Source organism: Sinomonas sp. ASV322, from assembly GCF_030908245.1.
In the GTDB taxonomy this organism is placed as follows: domain Bacteria; phylum Actinomycetota; class Actinomycetes; order Actinomycetales; family Micrococcaceae; genus Sinomonas.
In genome coordinates, this window is sequence record NZ_JAVFJJ010000003.1 from 238673 (window position 1) to 254151 (window position 15479).

General features: G+C 69.3%; 18 protein-coding genes. 12 read left to right on the plus strand and 6 right to left on the minus strand.

Annotation, left to right across the window (positions count from 1 at the left end):
• Window positions 1-9 precede the first annotated feature (9 nt).
• Window positions 10-936, plus strand: coding sequence for an NADP-dependent oxidoreductase (locus RBS12_RS05900; RefSeq protein WP_373886482.1), 927 nt, complete (start codon window positions 10-12; stop codon window positions 934-936).
• A 71-nt stretch (window positions 937-1007) separates the two neighbouring features.
• A complete protein-coding gene (locus RBS12_RS05905) occupies window positions 1008-1208 on the plus strand; it encodes a hypothetical protein (protein ID WP_307965142.1) in 201 nt (66 codons plus the stop codon).
• A 109-nt stretch (window positions 1209-1317) separates the two neighbouring features.
• On the opposite strand, the gene RBS12_RS05910 is transcribed toward RBS12_RS05905, so the two are convergent.
• The 3 genes from RBS12_RS05910 to RBS12_RS05920 are packed head-to-tail and all read right to left on the minus strand — an operon-like array spanning window position 1318 to window position 4570.
• Complete coding sequence (locus RBS12_RS05910; protein WP_307965143.1) at window positions 1318-2664, minus strand: ABC transporter substrate-binding protein; 1347 nt, start codon at window positions 2662-2664, stop codon at window positions 1318-1320.
• Between the two features lie 59 nt (window positions 2665-2723).
• Complete coding sequence (locus RBS12_RS05915; protein ID WP_307965144.1) at window positions 2724-3629, minus strand: carbohydrate ABC transporter permease; 906 nt, start codon at window positions 3627-3629, stop codon at window positions 2724-2726.
• Window positions 3626-4570, minus strand: a complete 945-nt coding sequence (locus RBS12_RS05920) for a sugar ABC transporter permease (protein WP_307965145.1) — start codon at window positions 4568-4570, stop codon at window positions 3626-3628. Before RBS12_RS05920 ends, RBS12_RS05915 begins: the two co-directional genes overlap by 4 nt.
• 214 nt (window positions 4571-4784) lie before the next feature.
• Between RBS12_RS05920 and RBS12_RS05925 the strand changes: the two genes are divergently transcribed.
• The 9 genes from RBS12_RS05925 to truA all read left to right on the plus strand — a co-directional run bounded on the left by RBS12_RS05925 (window position 4785) and on the right by truA (window position 11394).
• The gene (locus RBS12_RS05925) at window positions 4785-5804 is read left to right on the plus strand and encodes a P1 family peptidase (RefSeq protein ID WP_307965146.1); all 1020 of its coding nucleotides are present in this window, start codon (window positions 4785-4787) and stop codon (window positions 5802-5804) included.
• A gap of 173 nt (window positions 5805-5977) precedes the next feature.
• Window positions 5978-6832 carry a type IV toxin-antitoxin system AbiEi family antitoxin domain-containing protein gene (locus tag RBS12_RS05930; RefSeq protein WP_307965147.1) on the plus strand — a complete coding sequence of 285 codons (855 nt, stop codon included), beginning with the start codon at window positions 5978-5980 and terminating at the stop codon, window positions 6830-6832.
• Window positions 6833-7168: 336 nt separating this feature from the next.
• Window positions 7169-7390 carry a translation initiation factor IF-1 gene (gene infA / locus RBS12_RS05935; RefSeq protein WP_011775571.1) on the plus strand — a complete coding sequence of 74 codons (222 nt, stop codon included), beginning with the start codon at window positions 7169-7171 and terminating at the stop codon, window positions 7388-7390.
• A gap of 64 nt (window positions 7391-7454) precedes the next feature.
• On the plus strand, window positions 7455-7568 hold the full coding sequence (rpmJ, locus tag RBS12_RS05940; RefSeq protein WP_011775570.1) for a 50S ribosomal protein L36: 114 nt from the start codon (window positions 7455-7457) through the stop codon (window positions 7566-7568).
• 184 nt (window positions 7569-7752) lie between these two features.
• On the plus strand, window positions 7753-8130 hold the full coding sequence (gene rpsM / locus RBS12_RS05945; protein ID WP_307965148.1) for a 30S ribosomal protein S13: 378 nt from the start codon (window positions 7753-7755) through the stop codon (window positions 8128-8130).
• Window positions 8131-8164: 34 nt separating this feature from the next.
• A complete protein-coding gene (gene rpsK / locus RBS12_RS05950; RefSeq protein ID WP_043120112.1) occupies window positions 8165-8569 on the plus strand; it encodes a 30S ribosomal protein S11 in 405 nt (134 codons plus the stop codon).
• A 127-nt stretch (window positions 8570-8696) separates the two neighbouring features.
• Window positions 8697-9707, plus strand: coding sequence for a DNA-directed RNA polymerase subunit alpha (locus tag RBS12_RS05955; RefSeq protein ID WP_307965149.1), 1011 nt, complete (start codon window positions 8697-8699; stop codon window positions 9705-9707).
• A 64-nt stretch (window positions 9708-9771) separates the two neighbouring features.
• Window positions 9772-10374: a 50S ribosomal protein L17 gene (gene rplQ, locus RBS12_RS05960; protein WP_307965150.1), complete on the plus strand. Its 603-nt coding sequence runs from the start codon at window positions 9772-9774 to the stop codon at window positions 10372-10374.
• A gap of 69 nt (window positions 10375-10443) precedes the next feature.
• A complete protein-coding gene (gene truA / locus RBS12_RS05965; RefSeq protein ID WP_307965151.1) occupies window positions 10444-11394 on the plus strand; it encodes a tRNA pseudouridine(38-40) synthase TruA in 951 nt (316 codons plus the stop codon).
• 66 nt (window positions 11395-11460) lie between these two features.
• Here truA and RBS12_RS05970 read toward each other — a convergent pair whose 3' ends face one another.
• Window positions 11461-13110 (minus strand): PAS domain-containing sensor histidine kinase, encoded by a 1650-nt coding sequence (locus RBS12_RS05970; RefSeq protein ID WP_307965152.1) that lies wholly within the window; start codon window positions 13108-13110, stop codon window positions 11461-11463.
• Window positions 13111-13237: 127 nt separating this feature from the next.
• Between RBS12_RS05970 and RBS12_RS05975 the strand changes: the two genes are divergently transcribed.
• The gene (locus RBS12_RS05975) at window positions 13238-14071 is read left to right on the plus strand and encodes a response regulator transcription factor (protein WP_307965153.1); all 834 of its coding nucleotides are present in this window, start codon (window positions 13238-13240) and stop codon (window positions 14069-14071) included.
• A 42-nt stretch (window positions 14072-14113) separates the two neighbouring features.
• On the opposite strand, the gene RBS12_RS05980 is transcribed toward RBS12_RS05975, so the two are convergent.
• Together RBS12_RS05980 and RBS12_RS05985 are read right to left on the minus strand one after the other, a co-directional pair.
• Complete coding sequence (locus RBS12_RS05980) at window positions 14114-14545, minus strand: Hpt domain-containing protein (RefSeq protein WP_307965154.1); 432 nt, start codon at window positions 14543-14545, stop codon at window positions 14114-14116.
• 30 nt (window positions 14546-14575) lie between these two features.
• Window positions 14576-15475 carry a type II secretion system F family protein gene (locus RBS12_RS05985; RefSeq protein WP_307965155.1) on the minus strand — a complete coding sequence of 300 codons (900 nt, stop codon included), beginning with the start codon at window positions 15473-15475 and terminating at the stop codon, window positions 14576-14578.
• Window positions 15476-15479 lie beyond the last annotated feature (4 nt).

The window sequence follows — 15479 nt, forward strand, 5'->3', positions numbered from 1 at the left end:
GCTTCCTTCGTGAAGGCGATGACGTATGAGAAGTTCGGCGGACCGGACGTTTTGAAGCTCAGGGACGTGCCCGAGCCGCATATCGGCCCGGACAGCGTTGTGATCAAGGTCGAGGCCGCGGCCCTGAACCCGGTCGACTACAAGATCCGGGAAGGGCACGTGCGCCGGGTCATTGACACGGTTCTGCCGGCGGTCCCCGGTTGGGACGTCGCAGGGGTCGTGGTCAAGCCGGGGCTCGACACGCCTGAGTTCGAAGTCGGCGACGAGATCCTCGCCTACGCCCGCAAGGATGTCGTCTCCTCCGGAACCCTTGCCGAGTTCGCCTCGGTACCCGTTCGGACGGCCGCGAAGAAGCCCGCCGGGCTCAGCTTCGAGCACGCGGCGGCCCTGCCGCTCGCGGGCCTCACCGCGCTGCAGACGGTCCGCCGCGCTGGCGTCTCGCGCGGGGCGCGCGTGCTGATCCACGGGGCGGCCGGGGGCGTCGGCTCGTTCGCGACCCAGCTCGCCCTGCTCGAGGGAGCGGCAACGGTTGTCGGCACCGCGTCCGAGCACAATCACGACTATCTGCGCGCGCTCGGCGCGGTCCCCGTGCGCTACGGCGAGCATCTCGTCGACCAGGCCCGCACTGTCATGCCCGACGGCTTCGACGTCATTCTCGATTTCGCCGGCGGCTCGTCGCTTGAGACGGTTCCTGAGCTCCTGCGCGCCGGCGGCATGGTCGCCTCCGTCGCGGATCGCCGCGCGCGGGACGAGTTCGGCGGCCAGTACGTCTGGGTCCGCCCGGATCCGACGCAGCTCGCCGAGCTCGCGGGGCTGGCCGCGAGCGGAACGCTCCGCGTCGAGATTGCGGGCGTCTATCGCCTTGAGGACGCCGCCGCGGCCTATCGCGAACTCGAGGGCGGGCACGTACGCGGGAAGCTCATCGTGCGGCCGTGAAGAACGGAGCTGTCCGAGGCCTTTCGCCTGAACTGTCGGACCGGCGGTCTAGCGTGGGTAGGGGGTCGACCATGGCAGTGGCGCACGACGCCAAGCACAAGCAGTCCCGCCGCGAGAGGCAGATCGCCCCCTCGCGCCGTCCCGCGTCGGTGAGCCCGGAGGACCGCAGGGTGCAGATCGCCGCGGCCAGGGCGCGCATCGAGATCGACAAGCTGACCGGCGACGCCACCCCCGACTGGATTATCGCCCTGTCCAAGGAACAGCCCGAGTAGCGGGCGCCCGCTGAGTTGGCTGATCGTACACAGACGACGGCGCCGCCCACCTGAGGTGAGCGGCGCCGTCGTCGTTCGCTGCTTTGCTTCGTGAAGCGGCCCGGAAGGGTCAGGCCGTGAGCTTCGGCTTGACGTCCTTCTCGTAGATGCCCTGGAGGGTCTTCTTGAGCGCGGACATCTCAGACTTGACGTCGCCCTGCTGGGTGAGGATCTTCGCCGCGGTCTTGCCCATCTCCTGATCGGCGCCCGGGAGGAACGCGCGCGCGTTGTCCTGGACACGCGTGACGGCGAGCTGGTCGATCGCCGTCTGGATCTGCGGCGTCTTGGCGAGGACGGCCGTCATATCGGCGGACTTGCGCACGGGCATGTAGCCGGTCGCGGCCGAGAACAGGGCGGCGTTCTCGGGCTCGCCGACGAACTTGATGAATGTCGCGGCCGCGAGCTGCTGCTCCTTCGAGATGCCGGACGGGATGCCCAGGCCGGCGCCGCCGGTGGGGCAGACGTTCGTCGTCGCCTTGGGGCCGCCCGGGAGGAAGCCGACACCGACGTTGAACTTGGCGTTCTTGAGGACGCCCACGAGCGAGCCCGTCGACGCGAGGGTGGCCGAGGCGATGCCCGCCGCGAAGTCGTCGGCCTGGTCCTTCGACGAGACGCCGGCCCACTTGCCCTTGTATACCGTGTCCTGGATCCACTGCATCGCGGCCACGGCGTCGTCGGAGTCGCACGTGATGTCCCAGTCCTTCGACCAGCCCGTGCCCCAGCCCCACAGGTTGTTCTGCATCGTCCACCCGGCGTAGCCCGCCATCGGACCGTACTGGAACGCACGCTGGGCCAGCCCGGCAGCCATGAGCTTCGGGGCCCACTCGCCGAACTCGTCCCACGTCTTCGGGGCGCGGTCCGGGAGGCCCGCGGCCTTGAAGTGGTCCTTGTTGTAGTAGAACAGCGGGGTCGAGCGCGCGTACGGCATGGCCCACTGCTTGCCGCCGTACTGGTAGTCCTTCACGAGCGAGTCGCGGTAGTCGCTCACCTGAACGCCGAGCTGCTTGATGAGCGCGTCCACCGGAATGATGTTGCCGTTGATGTAGTAGCGGAACCACCACACGTCGGAGAGGACGACGACGGCCGGGAGCCCGGACTTCGCGGCCTGGGCGGTCTGGAACTTCTGCGCGATGTCCTCGTAGGACGAGCCCGCCGTCACGAGGTTGACCGTGATGCCGGGGTTGGCCGCCTGGAACTTCTCGACGAGCTGCTTCTCGACGTCCTGCGACTTTCCGGGGTGGTTCGTCCAGAAGTCGATGCTTGCGGCCGGCTTCACGCCGCTGAAGTCGGCGTCCGCCGTCTTGGTCGCGCCCGCGCCGCCCGAGGTGTCGGGACCGCCGCACGCGGCGAGGGCGAGGGATCCGGCGCCAGCGCCGGTGAGGGCCAGGAAGTGCCGGCGGGGGAGGGGGAATGACATGGTGCGCCTTTCAGGGTGGATGGGTGCGAAGGGGAGGGAGGGTGGGTGAGGAGGCACAGCTAGTTGGAGACGCTGCCCTGGGTCAGGCCCGCGACGATGTAGCGCTGGAGCATCGCGAAGATGACGAGGACGGGCAGGATGACGAGGACGGCGCCGGCCATGAGGATGCCCCAGCCCGAACCCGTGTTTCCCTCGGAGTTCTGGAGCAGCGTGAGGCCCACGGGCAGCGTCATGGTCTCGGGGCGGTCCGTGATGATGAGCGGCCAGATGTAGTCGTTCCACTCGTTGACGATCGTCACGAGCGCGACGGTGGCGATGGACGGCAGCGAGACGGGCGCGACGATCCGCCACAGCCGGCGCCAGTGCCCCGCGCCGTCGATCTCGGCGGCCTCGAGGATTGAGCTCGGGAGGGTCATGAAGTGCTGGCGGAGGAGGAACGTGCCAAACGCGGTGCCGAGGCCCGGCAGGATGATCCCCCACAGGGTGTTCTTCCCGCCGATGCCCGCGATGAGCACGTAGTTCGGCAGGATCGCGACTTGCGGCGGGACCATGAGCGCGACGAGGATCAGGATGAAGATGACGTTCTTGAAGGGGAACCGCACGAACACGAGCGCGTAGGCCGTCAGGATCGCCAGCGTGACCTTGATGGCCGAGCCGACGAACGTGACGATCGCCGAGTTGAGGAAGAACCGCCCGAACGGCACGGTCGTCATGGCCTCCGCGTAGTTCTGGCCGTAGAGCTGCTCGGGGAGGATCTTCAAGTCCGTCGTGACGATCTCGCCGGGGGTCTTGAACGAGCTCAGCACCATCCACGCGAGCGGCAGGAACACGATGAGGGTCGCCAGGACGAGCGGGATGTACCCGCCGGCGATGGTCTTCGCGAAGTTGGCCTTCGAGAAGAGGCGGTCGCGGGCCGGAATGCGGTCGGCCGCTGGGGAGGGGGCGATGGTCGCGGGAGCGCTCATGCGTAGTGCACCTTCTTCTCGACGAAGCGGACCTGGACCACGGTGACGATGAGCAGGATCGCGAACAGGATCACCGAGATCGACGCCGAGTATCCGGCGCGGTTGTAGGCGCCGAACGCCTGGAGGTACGCCTCGTAGATGAGCGTGCTCGTGCCGTTCCCAAGCGGGGTCATGATCCGGATGAGGTCGAAGGCCTGCAGGCTCGAGAGGATCGTCGTGATCAGGAGGAAGAACGTCGTCGGGGACAGGAGCGGGAGCGCCATGTTCCAGAACCGCCGCACCGCTCCCGCGCCGTCGAGCGCCGCGGCCTCCATGACGTCGTTCGGAAGCGACTGGAGCCCCGCGAGGTAGACGACCGCGCAATAGCCCAGGTTCTTCCACACGTAGACGATCGTGACCATGGTGAGCGCTAGCTGCGGGTCGTTGAACCATTCGGGGCTCTTGCCCCCGAGCCCCCTCAGCATCCACGCGAGGACCCCGTATCCCGGGTCGAAGATGAACATCCAGACGAGGCCGACGCCGACCCCCGACAGCACGTACGGGGCGAAGACCGCGGCCCGGGCGAACGTCGTGCCGCGCACCTTGGAGTTCAGCGCGAGCGCAACGAGCAGGCCCAGCACCATCGACAGGCCGACGGTGAACACGGTGAACACCGCCGTCGTGCCGAGGACGCGCGGGGCGTCGTCGCTCGTGAAGAACGTGACGTAGTTGTCGAGCCCGACAACGCGTGCCGTCGTCGAGCCGAGCGTCCAGTCGAGCGTCGAATACTGCATGTTCGCGAAGAGCGGCCGATACGTGAAGACCGCGATGAGGATGAGGTTCGGCAACGCCATCGCGAGGAATATGAAGAAGTCCCGGCGGCTCCGCGCCGACCACCTCGGGCGGCGCGGCGGCGCCCCCTCGGCGACCGCAACAGGACGGTCAAGCTCAAGTTTGCTCATGATTGATTGGTGCTCCTCACCGTGGCCCCCACCGCAGATCTCAGGCACCGCGCAGCGACGCCGCAACGGTGGCATCCAACAGTGCAGCACAGTCCTTGGCCCCGAAAATCCGAGAACTGGGATTCTCGGAAAGAGTTCCGCGGCGCGTAGCCAAGAGTTAACTCTTTGTTTTTTTCGAAGACGATTCGGCTGAGACGTGCGGCACAATGTCCCCATGGGATCCCTTCTTGACGTCCCCGGGATGCGGGTGGGCCACGCCCAGCGCGTCGGCGATGGCTGGCTCACAGGCGTGACAGCGGTCCTCGCGCCGCCGGGATCTGCAGGCGGCGTCGACGTGCGGGGCGGCGGGCCGGGCACCAGCGAGACGGATGCCCTCGACCCCTCGACGCTCGCCCAGAACGTCGACGGCGTTGCGCTGTGCGGGGGAAGCGCGTACGGTCTCGCGGCCGCGGCGGGGGTCCAGTTGTTCTTGGAGTCCGAAGGACAGGGCTTTGGCGTCTTCGGCGGCGTCGTGCCGATCGTTCCGGCGGCCGTCATCTTCGACCTCGGCCGGGGCGGCGATTTCTCGAAGCGGCCGGACGCGGCGATGGGCTACGAGGCCGCGGCAGCCGCCGTCTCGGCGGGGCAAGCGGACGACGGCGCCCTCCGAGGCTGCGTAGGCGCCGGCACCGGGGCGGTGCTCGCCCGGGGCCGCTTCAAGGGCGGCGTGGGGATGGCTTCCGTCGCGATTCCGGGTGGCCCGGTTCCGGGCCCGCCCGGCGGGCCCGAGGTCGTGCTGCCCGAGGGACTCGTGGTGGGCGCCCTTGCCGTCGTCAATGCCGCGGGAGCGCCGGTCTTCCCTGGCGAGTCACCCCTCGGTGAGCCGGCAGTGACGGGCGCCCCGGCGCCGTCGTCCGCCGATAGGTCTCTCAACACGACGCTGGCAGTCGTCGCGACCAATGCGGCCCTGACGCCCGCCGAGTGCAAGCGGACGGCGACGGCCGCGCATGCCGGGCTCGCCCGAGCGCTCAACCCGGCCCACACGCTCGTCGACGGCGACACCGTCTTCGCCCTCTCGACGGGCGCCATCGGGATGGACCGGTCACGGGACGCCGAGCGGATCGCCGTCCTGATGTCCGTTCAGATCGCGGCCGCAGAGGCGGTTCGACTCGCGATCCTCGACGGGGTCCGGTCCGCAACTGCCGTCTCGACGCCGGCGGGAACCTGGGAGCCGTACCCCGCGCCACCGGCGTGAGCCGGCGTAGGACTCTCACCACGTTCCGGCGGCCCAACGCGGTGCGCCGCGTTGAGACGTCGGCGAGTTGCGCCGTCGTCCGCCTGAGAACTGGTGAGACTCCGGCGTCGGAGTTATCCACATAGGCCCCGGGGAACGGCCCGAATGGGTCGGCTCCGCGACACGATGACGTCATGGAGTCTGTGACAGCGCTTCTGCGCGACCGCGGCGGCATCGCCCGGACGCGTCAGCTCCTCGAGGCCGGCGCCCGCGAGCGCGATCTGGCTCGAGCCGTCGCGGCCGGATTGGTGGACCGGGTGCGGCCCGGAATCTACAGTGTTCCGGAGGCCGACCCCGTGCTGGTCCGCTGTGTTGCGACCAATTCACGGCTCACGTGTCTCTCCGCCGCCGAGCATTACGGCCTCTGGATGCTGCGGAAGCCGGACAAGGTCCACGTGCTGAGGCCCGATGGCGCCTTCGCGTCCGAGCGGGCCGTGGTCCACCGGAGGAGCTGGGTGCCAGGGGAGCCGGCAGCGTGGATCGCCTCCAAAGCGGACGTTCTTCTCCATGCCCTCGGGTGCCTGCCCGAGCTGGAGGCGCTGGTTCTGGTTGAGTCGGCCTCCCGGCAGGGCTTCTCCTTGGATTTTCTCCGCGACCGGCTGCCCGGACGGAGGAACGCGGCGGCTCGCCGAGTCCTCGATCTCGTCGACGTCGGGTCCGAGTCGCTGCTCGAGACCCTCGCTCGCACCCATCTCCGCCGGGCTGGCTTCCACGTGCAGCCGCAGGTCGACGTTCGCGGGGTCGGATCGATGGATCTCCTCGTCGAGAGTTGCGTGGATGTTGAGACCGACGGGAAGGAGCACGAGGCGCCCAGCCGTCGGTTCAAGGATTATCGGCGCGACAACGTCGCGCAGTCCCTTGGCTTTGCGGTGGCGCGCTTCGTCTACGCCGACATCGTCCATCGACCGGAGGACTTCGTGCGGCAGGTGACCGCGGTAGTTGAAACCCGCCTTGCGCTGGGGGGACTTCCGAGGCTCGACGAGCTGTAGGAGTCCCACCAGCTCTCAGCGCACGACGGCGGTGCTCCGCCGGCGTGGCGGCCGAACTCGCCGACGCCGGGCTGCTGAAAGTGGTGAAGGTCCGACGGCGGCCGCGCCGGGAGCAGGCCGTGTACGAGAGGTCGACTGGCGTCGCGGTGTACGAGAGGTCGACTGGCGTCGCCGTGTACCATAGGCGGATTTAACTTCCCGGCCGAGGTGGCGTACAGTTGTGTGTTGGCTGTCGGCCCAGTCGTGCCCTTTTCGGGGTGGCTGCCGCCGGCCGAATCAATCAATGAAGACCACGGGGCGCACGTGTGCCCGGTGGCACGACAGATAGCGGAGGCTATGGCCAAGAAGGACGGTGTCATCGAGATCGAGGGCGTCGTGACTGAAGCGCTGCCCAACGCGATGTTCCGCGTTGAGCTGACGAACAAGCACGTCGTGCTCGCACACATCTCCGGGAAGATGCGTCAGCACTACATCCGAATCCTCCCCGAGGACCGCGTGGTGGTGGAGCTCAGCCCTTACGACCTGACCCGCGGCCGGATCGTCTACCGCTACAAGTAAGCAGCGCGGCCGGGGGCACCCGGCCGTCTTTGCTGACCACCTGCAGAACACGCAAAGGAAAGCCATGAAGGTCAAGCCGAGCGTCAAGCAGATCTGCGACAAGTGCAAGGTGATCCGCCGTAACGGCCGGGTCATGGTGATCTGCGAGAACCCGCGCCACAAGCAGCGCCAGGGCTGATTTCCCTTCGGGGAAGCAGTCAGGGCGGGCGCCCACGCAATAACTAGATAGAAGGCAGCACAAGCTGCGCTGGGACGAAATTGAGAGCCCGGACAGCTAACCCCCGGCCCGGAGGCTGGGGCCGCACAGCACAGTGCGGGTGTACTGCCTACGACCTCCGGACAACACAAGGAGAACCGCCACTATGGCTCGTCTCGCTGGCGTTGACATTCCCCGCGAAAAGCGGCTGGAAATCGCGCTTACTTACATCTACGGCGTGGGTCGCACCCGTGCGAAGGAGACGCTCGCTGCTACCGGCATCAGCCCTGACGTCCGCGTGAAGGACCTCACGGACGCCGAGCTGGTCCAGCTGCGTGACTACATCGAGGGCAACTACAAGGTTGAGGGTGACCTTCGCCGCGAAGTGGCCGCCGACATCCGCCGCAAGGTCGAGATCGGCAGCTACGAGGGCCTGCGTCACCGCAAGGGCCTTCCGGTGCGCGGCCAGCGCACCAAGACCAACGCCCGTACCCGCAAGGGTCCGAAGCGGACCGTCGCCGGCAAGAAGAAGGCCGGCCGCTGATAGCGGCTAGCGTCACCAAGAAGTAGGAGACCTCATGCCCCCGAAGACTCGTGCGACCTCGGTCCGCAAGCCGCGTCGCAAGGACAAGAAGAACATCGCGCTCGGCCAGGCGCACATCAAGAGCACGTTCAACAACACGATCGTCTCGATCACCGACCCCTCGGGCGCCGTGATCTCGTGGGCCTCGGCCGGCGAGGTCGGCTTCAAGGGCTCGCGCAAGTCCACGCCGTACGCGGCACAGCAGGCCGCGGAGTCGGCCGCGAAGCGTGCGCAGGAGCACGGCCTCCGCAAGGTCGACGTGTTCGTGAAGGGCCCGGGCTCGGGCCGCGAGACCGCGATCCGCGCGCTCCAGGCCGCCGGCCTCGAGGTTGGCTCCATCCAGGACGTCACCCCGAGCGCCCACAACGGCTGCCGCCCGCCGAAGCGCCGCCGCGTCTAACTGGTTGTCGATGGGCCTGGCCGGCCGTGGGGGAACCGCGGCCGGCCACCGGTCCGTTACTTAGTCAGACCGTTTTCCATCCATCTGTGTTGCGTCATATAGCGGATGCTCGCTGAAAGGAAACTCCGTGCTTATTGCACAGCGCCCCACACTGTCTGAAGAAGTGGTGTCCGACAACCGCAGCCGATTCGTGATCGAGCCGCTCGAGCCCGGCTTCGGCTACACGCTCGGCAACTCGCTGCGTCGTACTCTGCTCTCCTCTATCCCGGGTGCCTCGGTCACGAGCGTCCGGATTGACGGTGTGCTGCACGAATTCACCACGGTTCCCGGGGTCAAGGAAGATGTCACCGAGATCATCCTGAACCTCAAGAGCCTGTCCATCTCCTCGGACCAGGACGAGCCGGTCGTCGCCTACCTGCGCAAGCAGGGCCCGGGCGTCGTCACGGCTGCGGACATCGCTCCGCCGGCCGGCGTGGAGATCCACAACCCGGATCTCCACATCGCGACGCTCAACTCCAAGGGCAAGTTCGAGCTCGAGCTCACGATCGAGCGCGGCCGCGGTTACGTCTCCGCGGCGCAGAACAAGTCCGCGGACGCCGAGATCGGCCGCATTCCGGTCGACTCGATCTACTCGCCGGTGCTGAAGGTCACCTTCCGCGTCGAGGCGACCCGCGTTGAGCAGCGCACCGACTTCGACCGCCTGATCGTGGACGTCGAGACGAAGCCGGCCATCAAGCCGCGCGACGCCGTCGCCTCCGCCGGCACGACGCTCGTTGAGCTCTTCGGCCTCGCCCGCGAGCTCAACACGGCGGCTGAAGGCATCGAGATCGGCCCCTCGCCGACGGATGCTGCCCTGGCGGCGGACATGGCTCTGCCGATCGAGGACCTGGACCTCACCGTGCGCTCGTACAACTGCCTCAAGCGCGAGGGCATCCACACCGTGGGTGAGCTCGTGGCGCGCTCCGAGGCTGACCTGATGGACATCCGGAACTTCGGTGCCAAGTCCATCGACGAGGTCAAGGCCAAGCTCACCGAGCTGGGCCTCTCGCTCAAGGACTCGCCTCCCGGATTCGACCTCGCCGCGCGCGCTGCCGCGATCGACGAGGACGAGGCCCCGTTCGGCGACGACGACCTCTAAGCCACCACAGTATTGACCGCTGCCGGGCCTCCCCCGGCAGCGGCCCACCCGAGGAGAAACTACTATGCCTGCACCCGCCAAGGGTCCGCGCCTGGGCGGCGGCCCGGCGCACGAGCGCCTCATGCTCAACAACCTTGCCGCCGCACTGTTCGAGCACAAGCGCATCACCACCACGGTGACGAAGGCCAAGCGCCTCCGCCCCGTGGCCGAGCGCCTCATCACGTTCGCGAAGCGTGGCGACCTCGCCTCGCGCCGCCGTGTCCAGGCCGCCATCTCGGCCCGTACCGCCACCAACAAGGGCATCGTGCACGAGCTCTTCACCGAGATCGCGCCGCAGATGGCCAACCGCGAGGGCGGCTACACCCGCATCACCAAGATCGGCAACCGCAAGGGCGACAACGCCCCCATGGCCGTGATCGAGCTCGTGCTCGAGCCGGTTTCGCCGAAGCAGGCCGTCGTGGCCGAGGCGACGAAGGCCGCGGCGCGCGCCGCCGCCCCGACTGCCGAGCCGATCGTCGAGGCTGAGGTTGTTGCCGAGGAGGTCGTCGAGGAGACTGCCGCTGCCGAGGCTCCGGCCGAGGCCGAGGCTGAGGTCGAGGAGACGGCTGCTGCCGAGGCTGAGGCTCCCGCTGAGGAGACCGAGTCCAAGGACGACGACGCGAAGTAAGCCCCGCCGTCGAGCGCCACTCGACTGGGCCGGCTCACGAGACTGTGCCGACTCACTAGACTGGGGCGCATGACTGCAGCGAAGGCCCCCGTTCCGGAACCAGGGAACGGGGGCCTTTCCGCATCTGGCCACCCTTCGTCGCCGGGTGGGGCAGCGGGCGGCGGTCGGGTCCGCGTGCGTCTCGACATCGCGTACGACGGCGGCCCGTTCAGCGGGTGGGCCGTGCAGCCGGGTCTGCGCACGGTGCAGGGCTCGCTCGAGGAGGCTCTTGAGCTCATCCTCCGTCGCCCGGTACGTGTCGTCGTCGCGGGCCGCACCGATGCGGGCGTCCACGCGCGCGGCCAAGTGGTCCATCTCGACCTCGGCGCCGACGAGTGGGAGTCGCTGCCGCGCCGCTCCGACGACGCGCCCGAGGAGGTCCTCGCGCGGCGCCTCCGCGGGGCGCTGAGCCGAGTCCTCGCCGAGGAGACGGGCGCGCTCGAGGTGCGTCGCGCCGTCGTCCCTCCCGAGGGGTTCGACGCGCGCTTTTCGGCGCTGTGGCGCCGCTACTCGTACCGGATCGCCGACCGTGCCGAGCACTGGGACCCGACGCTCCGCGGGATCACGCTGTGGCACAAGGCGGCCCTCGACGTCGGCCGCATGAACGGCGCGGCCGCCCAGCTGCTGGGCCTCCGAGACTTCCTCGCGTTCTGCAAGCCGCGCGAAGGGTCCACGACGGTCCGCGAGCTTCAGGAATTCACGTTCGAGCGCAGCCACGAGGGCGTGGTCGTGGCCCACGTGAAGGCCGACGCGTTCTGCCACAACATGGTGCGGGCCCTTGTCGGCTCGGCGCTGCGCGTCGGCGAAGGGCTCGAGCGGCCCGAATGGCTCCACGAGCGCATGCTTGCTCGGATCAGGGACGCCAAGACGCGTCTCGCGCCGGCCCATCCGCTCGTCCTCGAGGCGGTCGGCTACCCGGAGACGGCGGGGGAGATGGCCCTGCGGGCCGAGCAGACGCGCGCGCTTCGAGACCCAGCCTAGGCCCGCGTCGGCGCGCTGGCCCGGCTACACAGGCCCGGCTACGCTGGCCCGGCTACACAGGCACGGTTACGCTGGCCCGGCGACGGGGAGCGTGAGGGTGAAGACGCTGCCGCGGCCGGGCTGGCTCTCGCACGCGAGGCCGCCGCCGTGCCGCTCGGCGATCCAGCTGCTGATCGCGAGGCCGAGCCCCACGCCCGGAATGTCCGAGCGGCGCGCCTGGGAGGTGCGGAAGAAGCGCTCGAAGACGCGCTGGCGCTCATGCGACGGGATGCCCATGCCGCTGTCGCGCACCTCGACGGTGATCCAGCCGTCCTTGAGGGCCCCTCGCAGGGTGACCGTTCCGCCGTCGGGCGAGTACTTGATCGCATTCGAGAGCAGGTTGTCGATCACCTGCCCCACGCGCAGGGGATCTGCGCGTGCCCAGAGTGGTTCGCCGACCTCGACCGCGAGCTGCACCCCTGCCGCGACCGCGGTGAGGCGCGCGGCTTCCGCGCGTGCTGAGACGACGGCGCCGACGTCGGCGTGCTCGAGGCGGATCGGCACCGAGTGCGACGACGATGCGACGAGATCCGTCGCGAGCTCGAGGAGCCGCTCGGCGCTGCGCTGGGCGACGTCGAGGCGGAGCCGGTCGTCGCTCGCGAGGGACTCGGACTCGAGGACGAGATCGACGTTGCCCAGGACGGCCGTGAGCGGCGAGCGGAACTCGTGGGCGACCGTGCGCACGAGCTCGGCCTTGTCCTCCGCGGCGTTGGCGAGTGCCGTGACGTCCGCGAAGGCGACGACGGCGCCGCCCCTCGGCCCGTCGACTGCACGCGAGGACACGGACAGGGCGGCCGAGTCGGAGCCCTCGCCGAGCCACATCACCTCGCCGTCAATGCGCTCGCCCTGCGCAGCCCGCTCGAGCTGCTGCTGGAGGGGAGCGAGCGGGGTTCGGTGGTCGCGTGCGTAGAGCTGAAGATCGGCGTCGACGGGGGCGGCGGCCGGGAGGTCGAACGGGCTCACGAGCTCGCGGAATCGGCGGTTGGTGCGCACCGGGGTGCCGTAGCTGTCGACGGCGACGATCCCCACGCTCACGGCCTCGAGGATGGCCGCGAGGAGCCGCTCGGTCGACTGGGATTCGAGCAGGAGGCGCCGGAGCCGCGCCCGCTGGGCGCGGAGCTCGCGTTCTTGGAGATGGAGGCCCGTCGTGGCGGCCCGGATCGCCACGGCGACCGCGAGGAGGAGGACGGCGAGGAAGATCGACGAGTTCGCGCCCGCGGGCGTGCCGTGGGCGAAGGCTTGGATGAGGGACGGCAGCGTCATCACGAGCGGTGCCGTGAAGCTCACGAGAAGCGCCCACAGCGCCGAGCGCATCGACGCGGCAATCCAGATGATGGGGAAGATCGCGAGGGCCGCGATTCCCTGGAGGGCAGCCGAGGCGTTGCGCATGAGGCCGAGCGCGACGAGGTCGAGGACGGGAACCGCAAGGACCAGCTGGTCCGGCAGGCGATCCCAGGGGAGGGCCAGGGCCCCGACGCATGCGACGCCGAGCACGACGATCGAGGCGACGACGAGGGGCCGCGCCGCGGGGTCCGCCCAGCTCGCCGGGGAGGCGAGCGCAACGAGGAGCACGGCGATGATGGTGGGAAGCTGCCACAGGGCGATACGCGAGCGCGCACCCGCATGCGCGAGGTAGCGCCGAGCCCTGCGGACGATGGCCTGCTCGCCGGTAGACACGTTTCTCCTTCCCGTATGCAGCAATGACAGATCGGGCAGTGTCATATTCGTCTTCAGAATGAGAATATGACACCGAATCTAAGTCCGAGTGACAAGACTGTCGATGGTTGTGGCAGAGGAGACCGAGATGGAAGATCCTGGGCTTGCGCTCGTCGTTGAGGACGACGACGACGTGCGTCACCTCGTCGAGGACGTGCTCCGGCAGGCGGGCTTTGAGGTCCTGAGCGCGTCGACGGGACGTGAGGGCGCCGAAATCGCGCGCCGCGAGGACCCCGCCATCGTCACGCTGGACCTCGGGCTCCCCGACATCGACGGCTTCGAGGTGCTGCGGCGGATCCGGAGCTCGAGCGACGCGTACGTCGTCATGCTCACGGCCCACGATGAGGAATCCGACACGCTCTTGGCGCTCCAATCCGGCGCCGACGACTACCTCACGAAGCCGTTCCGTCCGCGCGAGCTGCGGGCGCGGATCACGGCCATGATGCGCCGGCCGCGCACGACCGCGACGTCGTCCGCCGAGCTGCGCGCGCCGTCGGCACTCGCACCGGCGAACGCGGGCGCCGCAGCGAGGACGACGGCGGCCGCGCCCCCGCGCGCCGACGCCGTCCCGCGCGGTGGCCTGCCCGCGGCTGGGCCCTTCCGGCACCGCGGCCTCACGCTCGACCCGCGGACGCGCACTGCCGCGCTCGCTGGGGCCGCGCTCGACCTCACGCGCACCGAGTTCGATCTCCTCCACGCGCTCCTGCGCGCGGGCGGAGCCGTGTTGACCCGGGCCGAGCTCGTGCGCGTTGCCCGGGGAGAAACCGTCCGGGACGACTCCTACGTGAGCGAGGCGGACGCGCGCGCGATCGAGGTGCACCTCGGGAACCTCCGCCGGAAGCTCGGCGACGACCCGCGCCAGCCGAGGTGGCTTGTGACGGTGCGCGGCATCGGCTACCGGTTGGCTCCCGCGACGTCGTAGGTCCGCCCCCCGCGGGAGGTGACGGCGCGACGAGGCGCGGGGCTAGACGTGCTCGGGGGCGCCGTCGTCGTCGGCCGGGTCTTCGGTGCGCAGGCCGTCGTGGGGCACGAGAGCGCGGACGGTGCGCTCGCCACAGTCAGAGACGGCCGGCAGAAGCCGGGCCGCCGCCGCGAAGCCCTCCGAGCGCAGGGCGCGCTCGAGCTCCTCGGACAGGCCCGCGAGGCGCGACGCGCCCACCATGGCCGACGACGTGCGGAGGCTCAGTGCGGCGTCGATGGCTTTCGGGAGGTCGTCGGCGCCGAGGGCTTGAGCGAGGGCATTGCGCCGGCGGGGCCAGATCCGCGCGAAATCGCGCGCGAAGGACGCCGCGATCTCGGGGCCTACGTCGTAGGCCAGCAGATGTAAGGCGCCGTCGTCGATGAGCGGCAGGACACTGCTCGGATCGTTGGCCGGAACGCCGGGTGACGCCGTCATGATCCTCCCTCTCCTGTCGCTCATGAAGACCTACCGTCCCGAGAATGTAGCAATTGTATTGATGACCGCCGGCCCCAGGATCGCGATGAACAGCACCGGGAAGATGAAGAACAAGAGGGGGAACAGGACCATGACGGGGAGCTTCATGGCCTGCTGCTCGGCGCGCTGGCGGCGTCGGACGCGCATCGCCTTGGCCTGGACGCGCAGGACGCGCGCGATCGCGATGCCGTACGCGTCGGCCTGAACCACCGCCTGGACGAACGTGCGGACCTCCGGCACCGTGGTCCGTTCGGCAAGGCCCAGATAGGACTCGCGGCGAGAGCGGCCGACCTGCATGTCCTGGAGCGTCCTCGTGAGTTCTTCTGCGAGCGGGCCGCGTCCCGTCGTGCTGGCCCGGGCGAGCGCGGCCTCGAACCCGAGGCCCGCCTCGACCGAGATGAGGAGCTGGTCGAGCGTGTTGGGCAGGTCCCGCTGGATCGTTGCCTGGCGCTCCATGCCGCGGCTCATGAGCAGGAGATCGGGGAGCATATAGCCGAGGACCACGAGGAAGACAGCGATGAGGCGAAAGGTCGGAGAGGGCCCCAACGACACGAACAGCGCGCCCGCTCCCACGCCCACAGCGCCGAGCGCGGGTTTGGCGGCGAGGAGCCGGCCGAGCGGCATCGACGACGGTCGGCCCGCGAGGGCGAGGAGGCGATCGAGGCGGCGGACGTATGCCGCTGGCGTGAGCTTGCGGGCGATCGTCTCAAGGGTTGCCATTGCTCCCGAGCCGGCCTCGACCTCGGGGACGGGGACGGAGGGCGTCGCGATGCCGCGCTCGAGATTCCGACGCACGGCTCGCGCCTCGCGCCGGTCCACGGCGAGCATCGACCAGCACAGCGCGGCGAGCGGCACGGCCACAAGAACGGACGCGAGCAGCGGAATGGTCATGGCT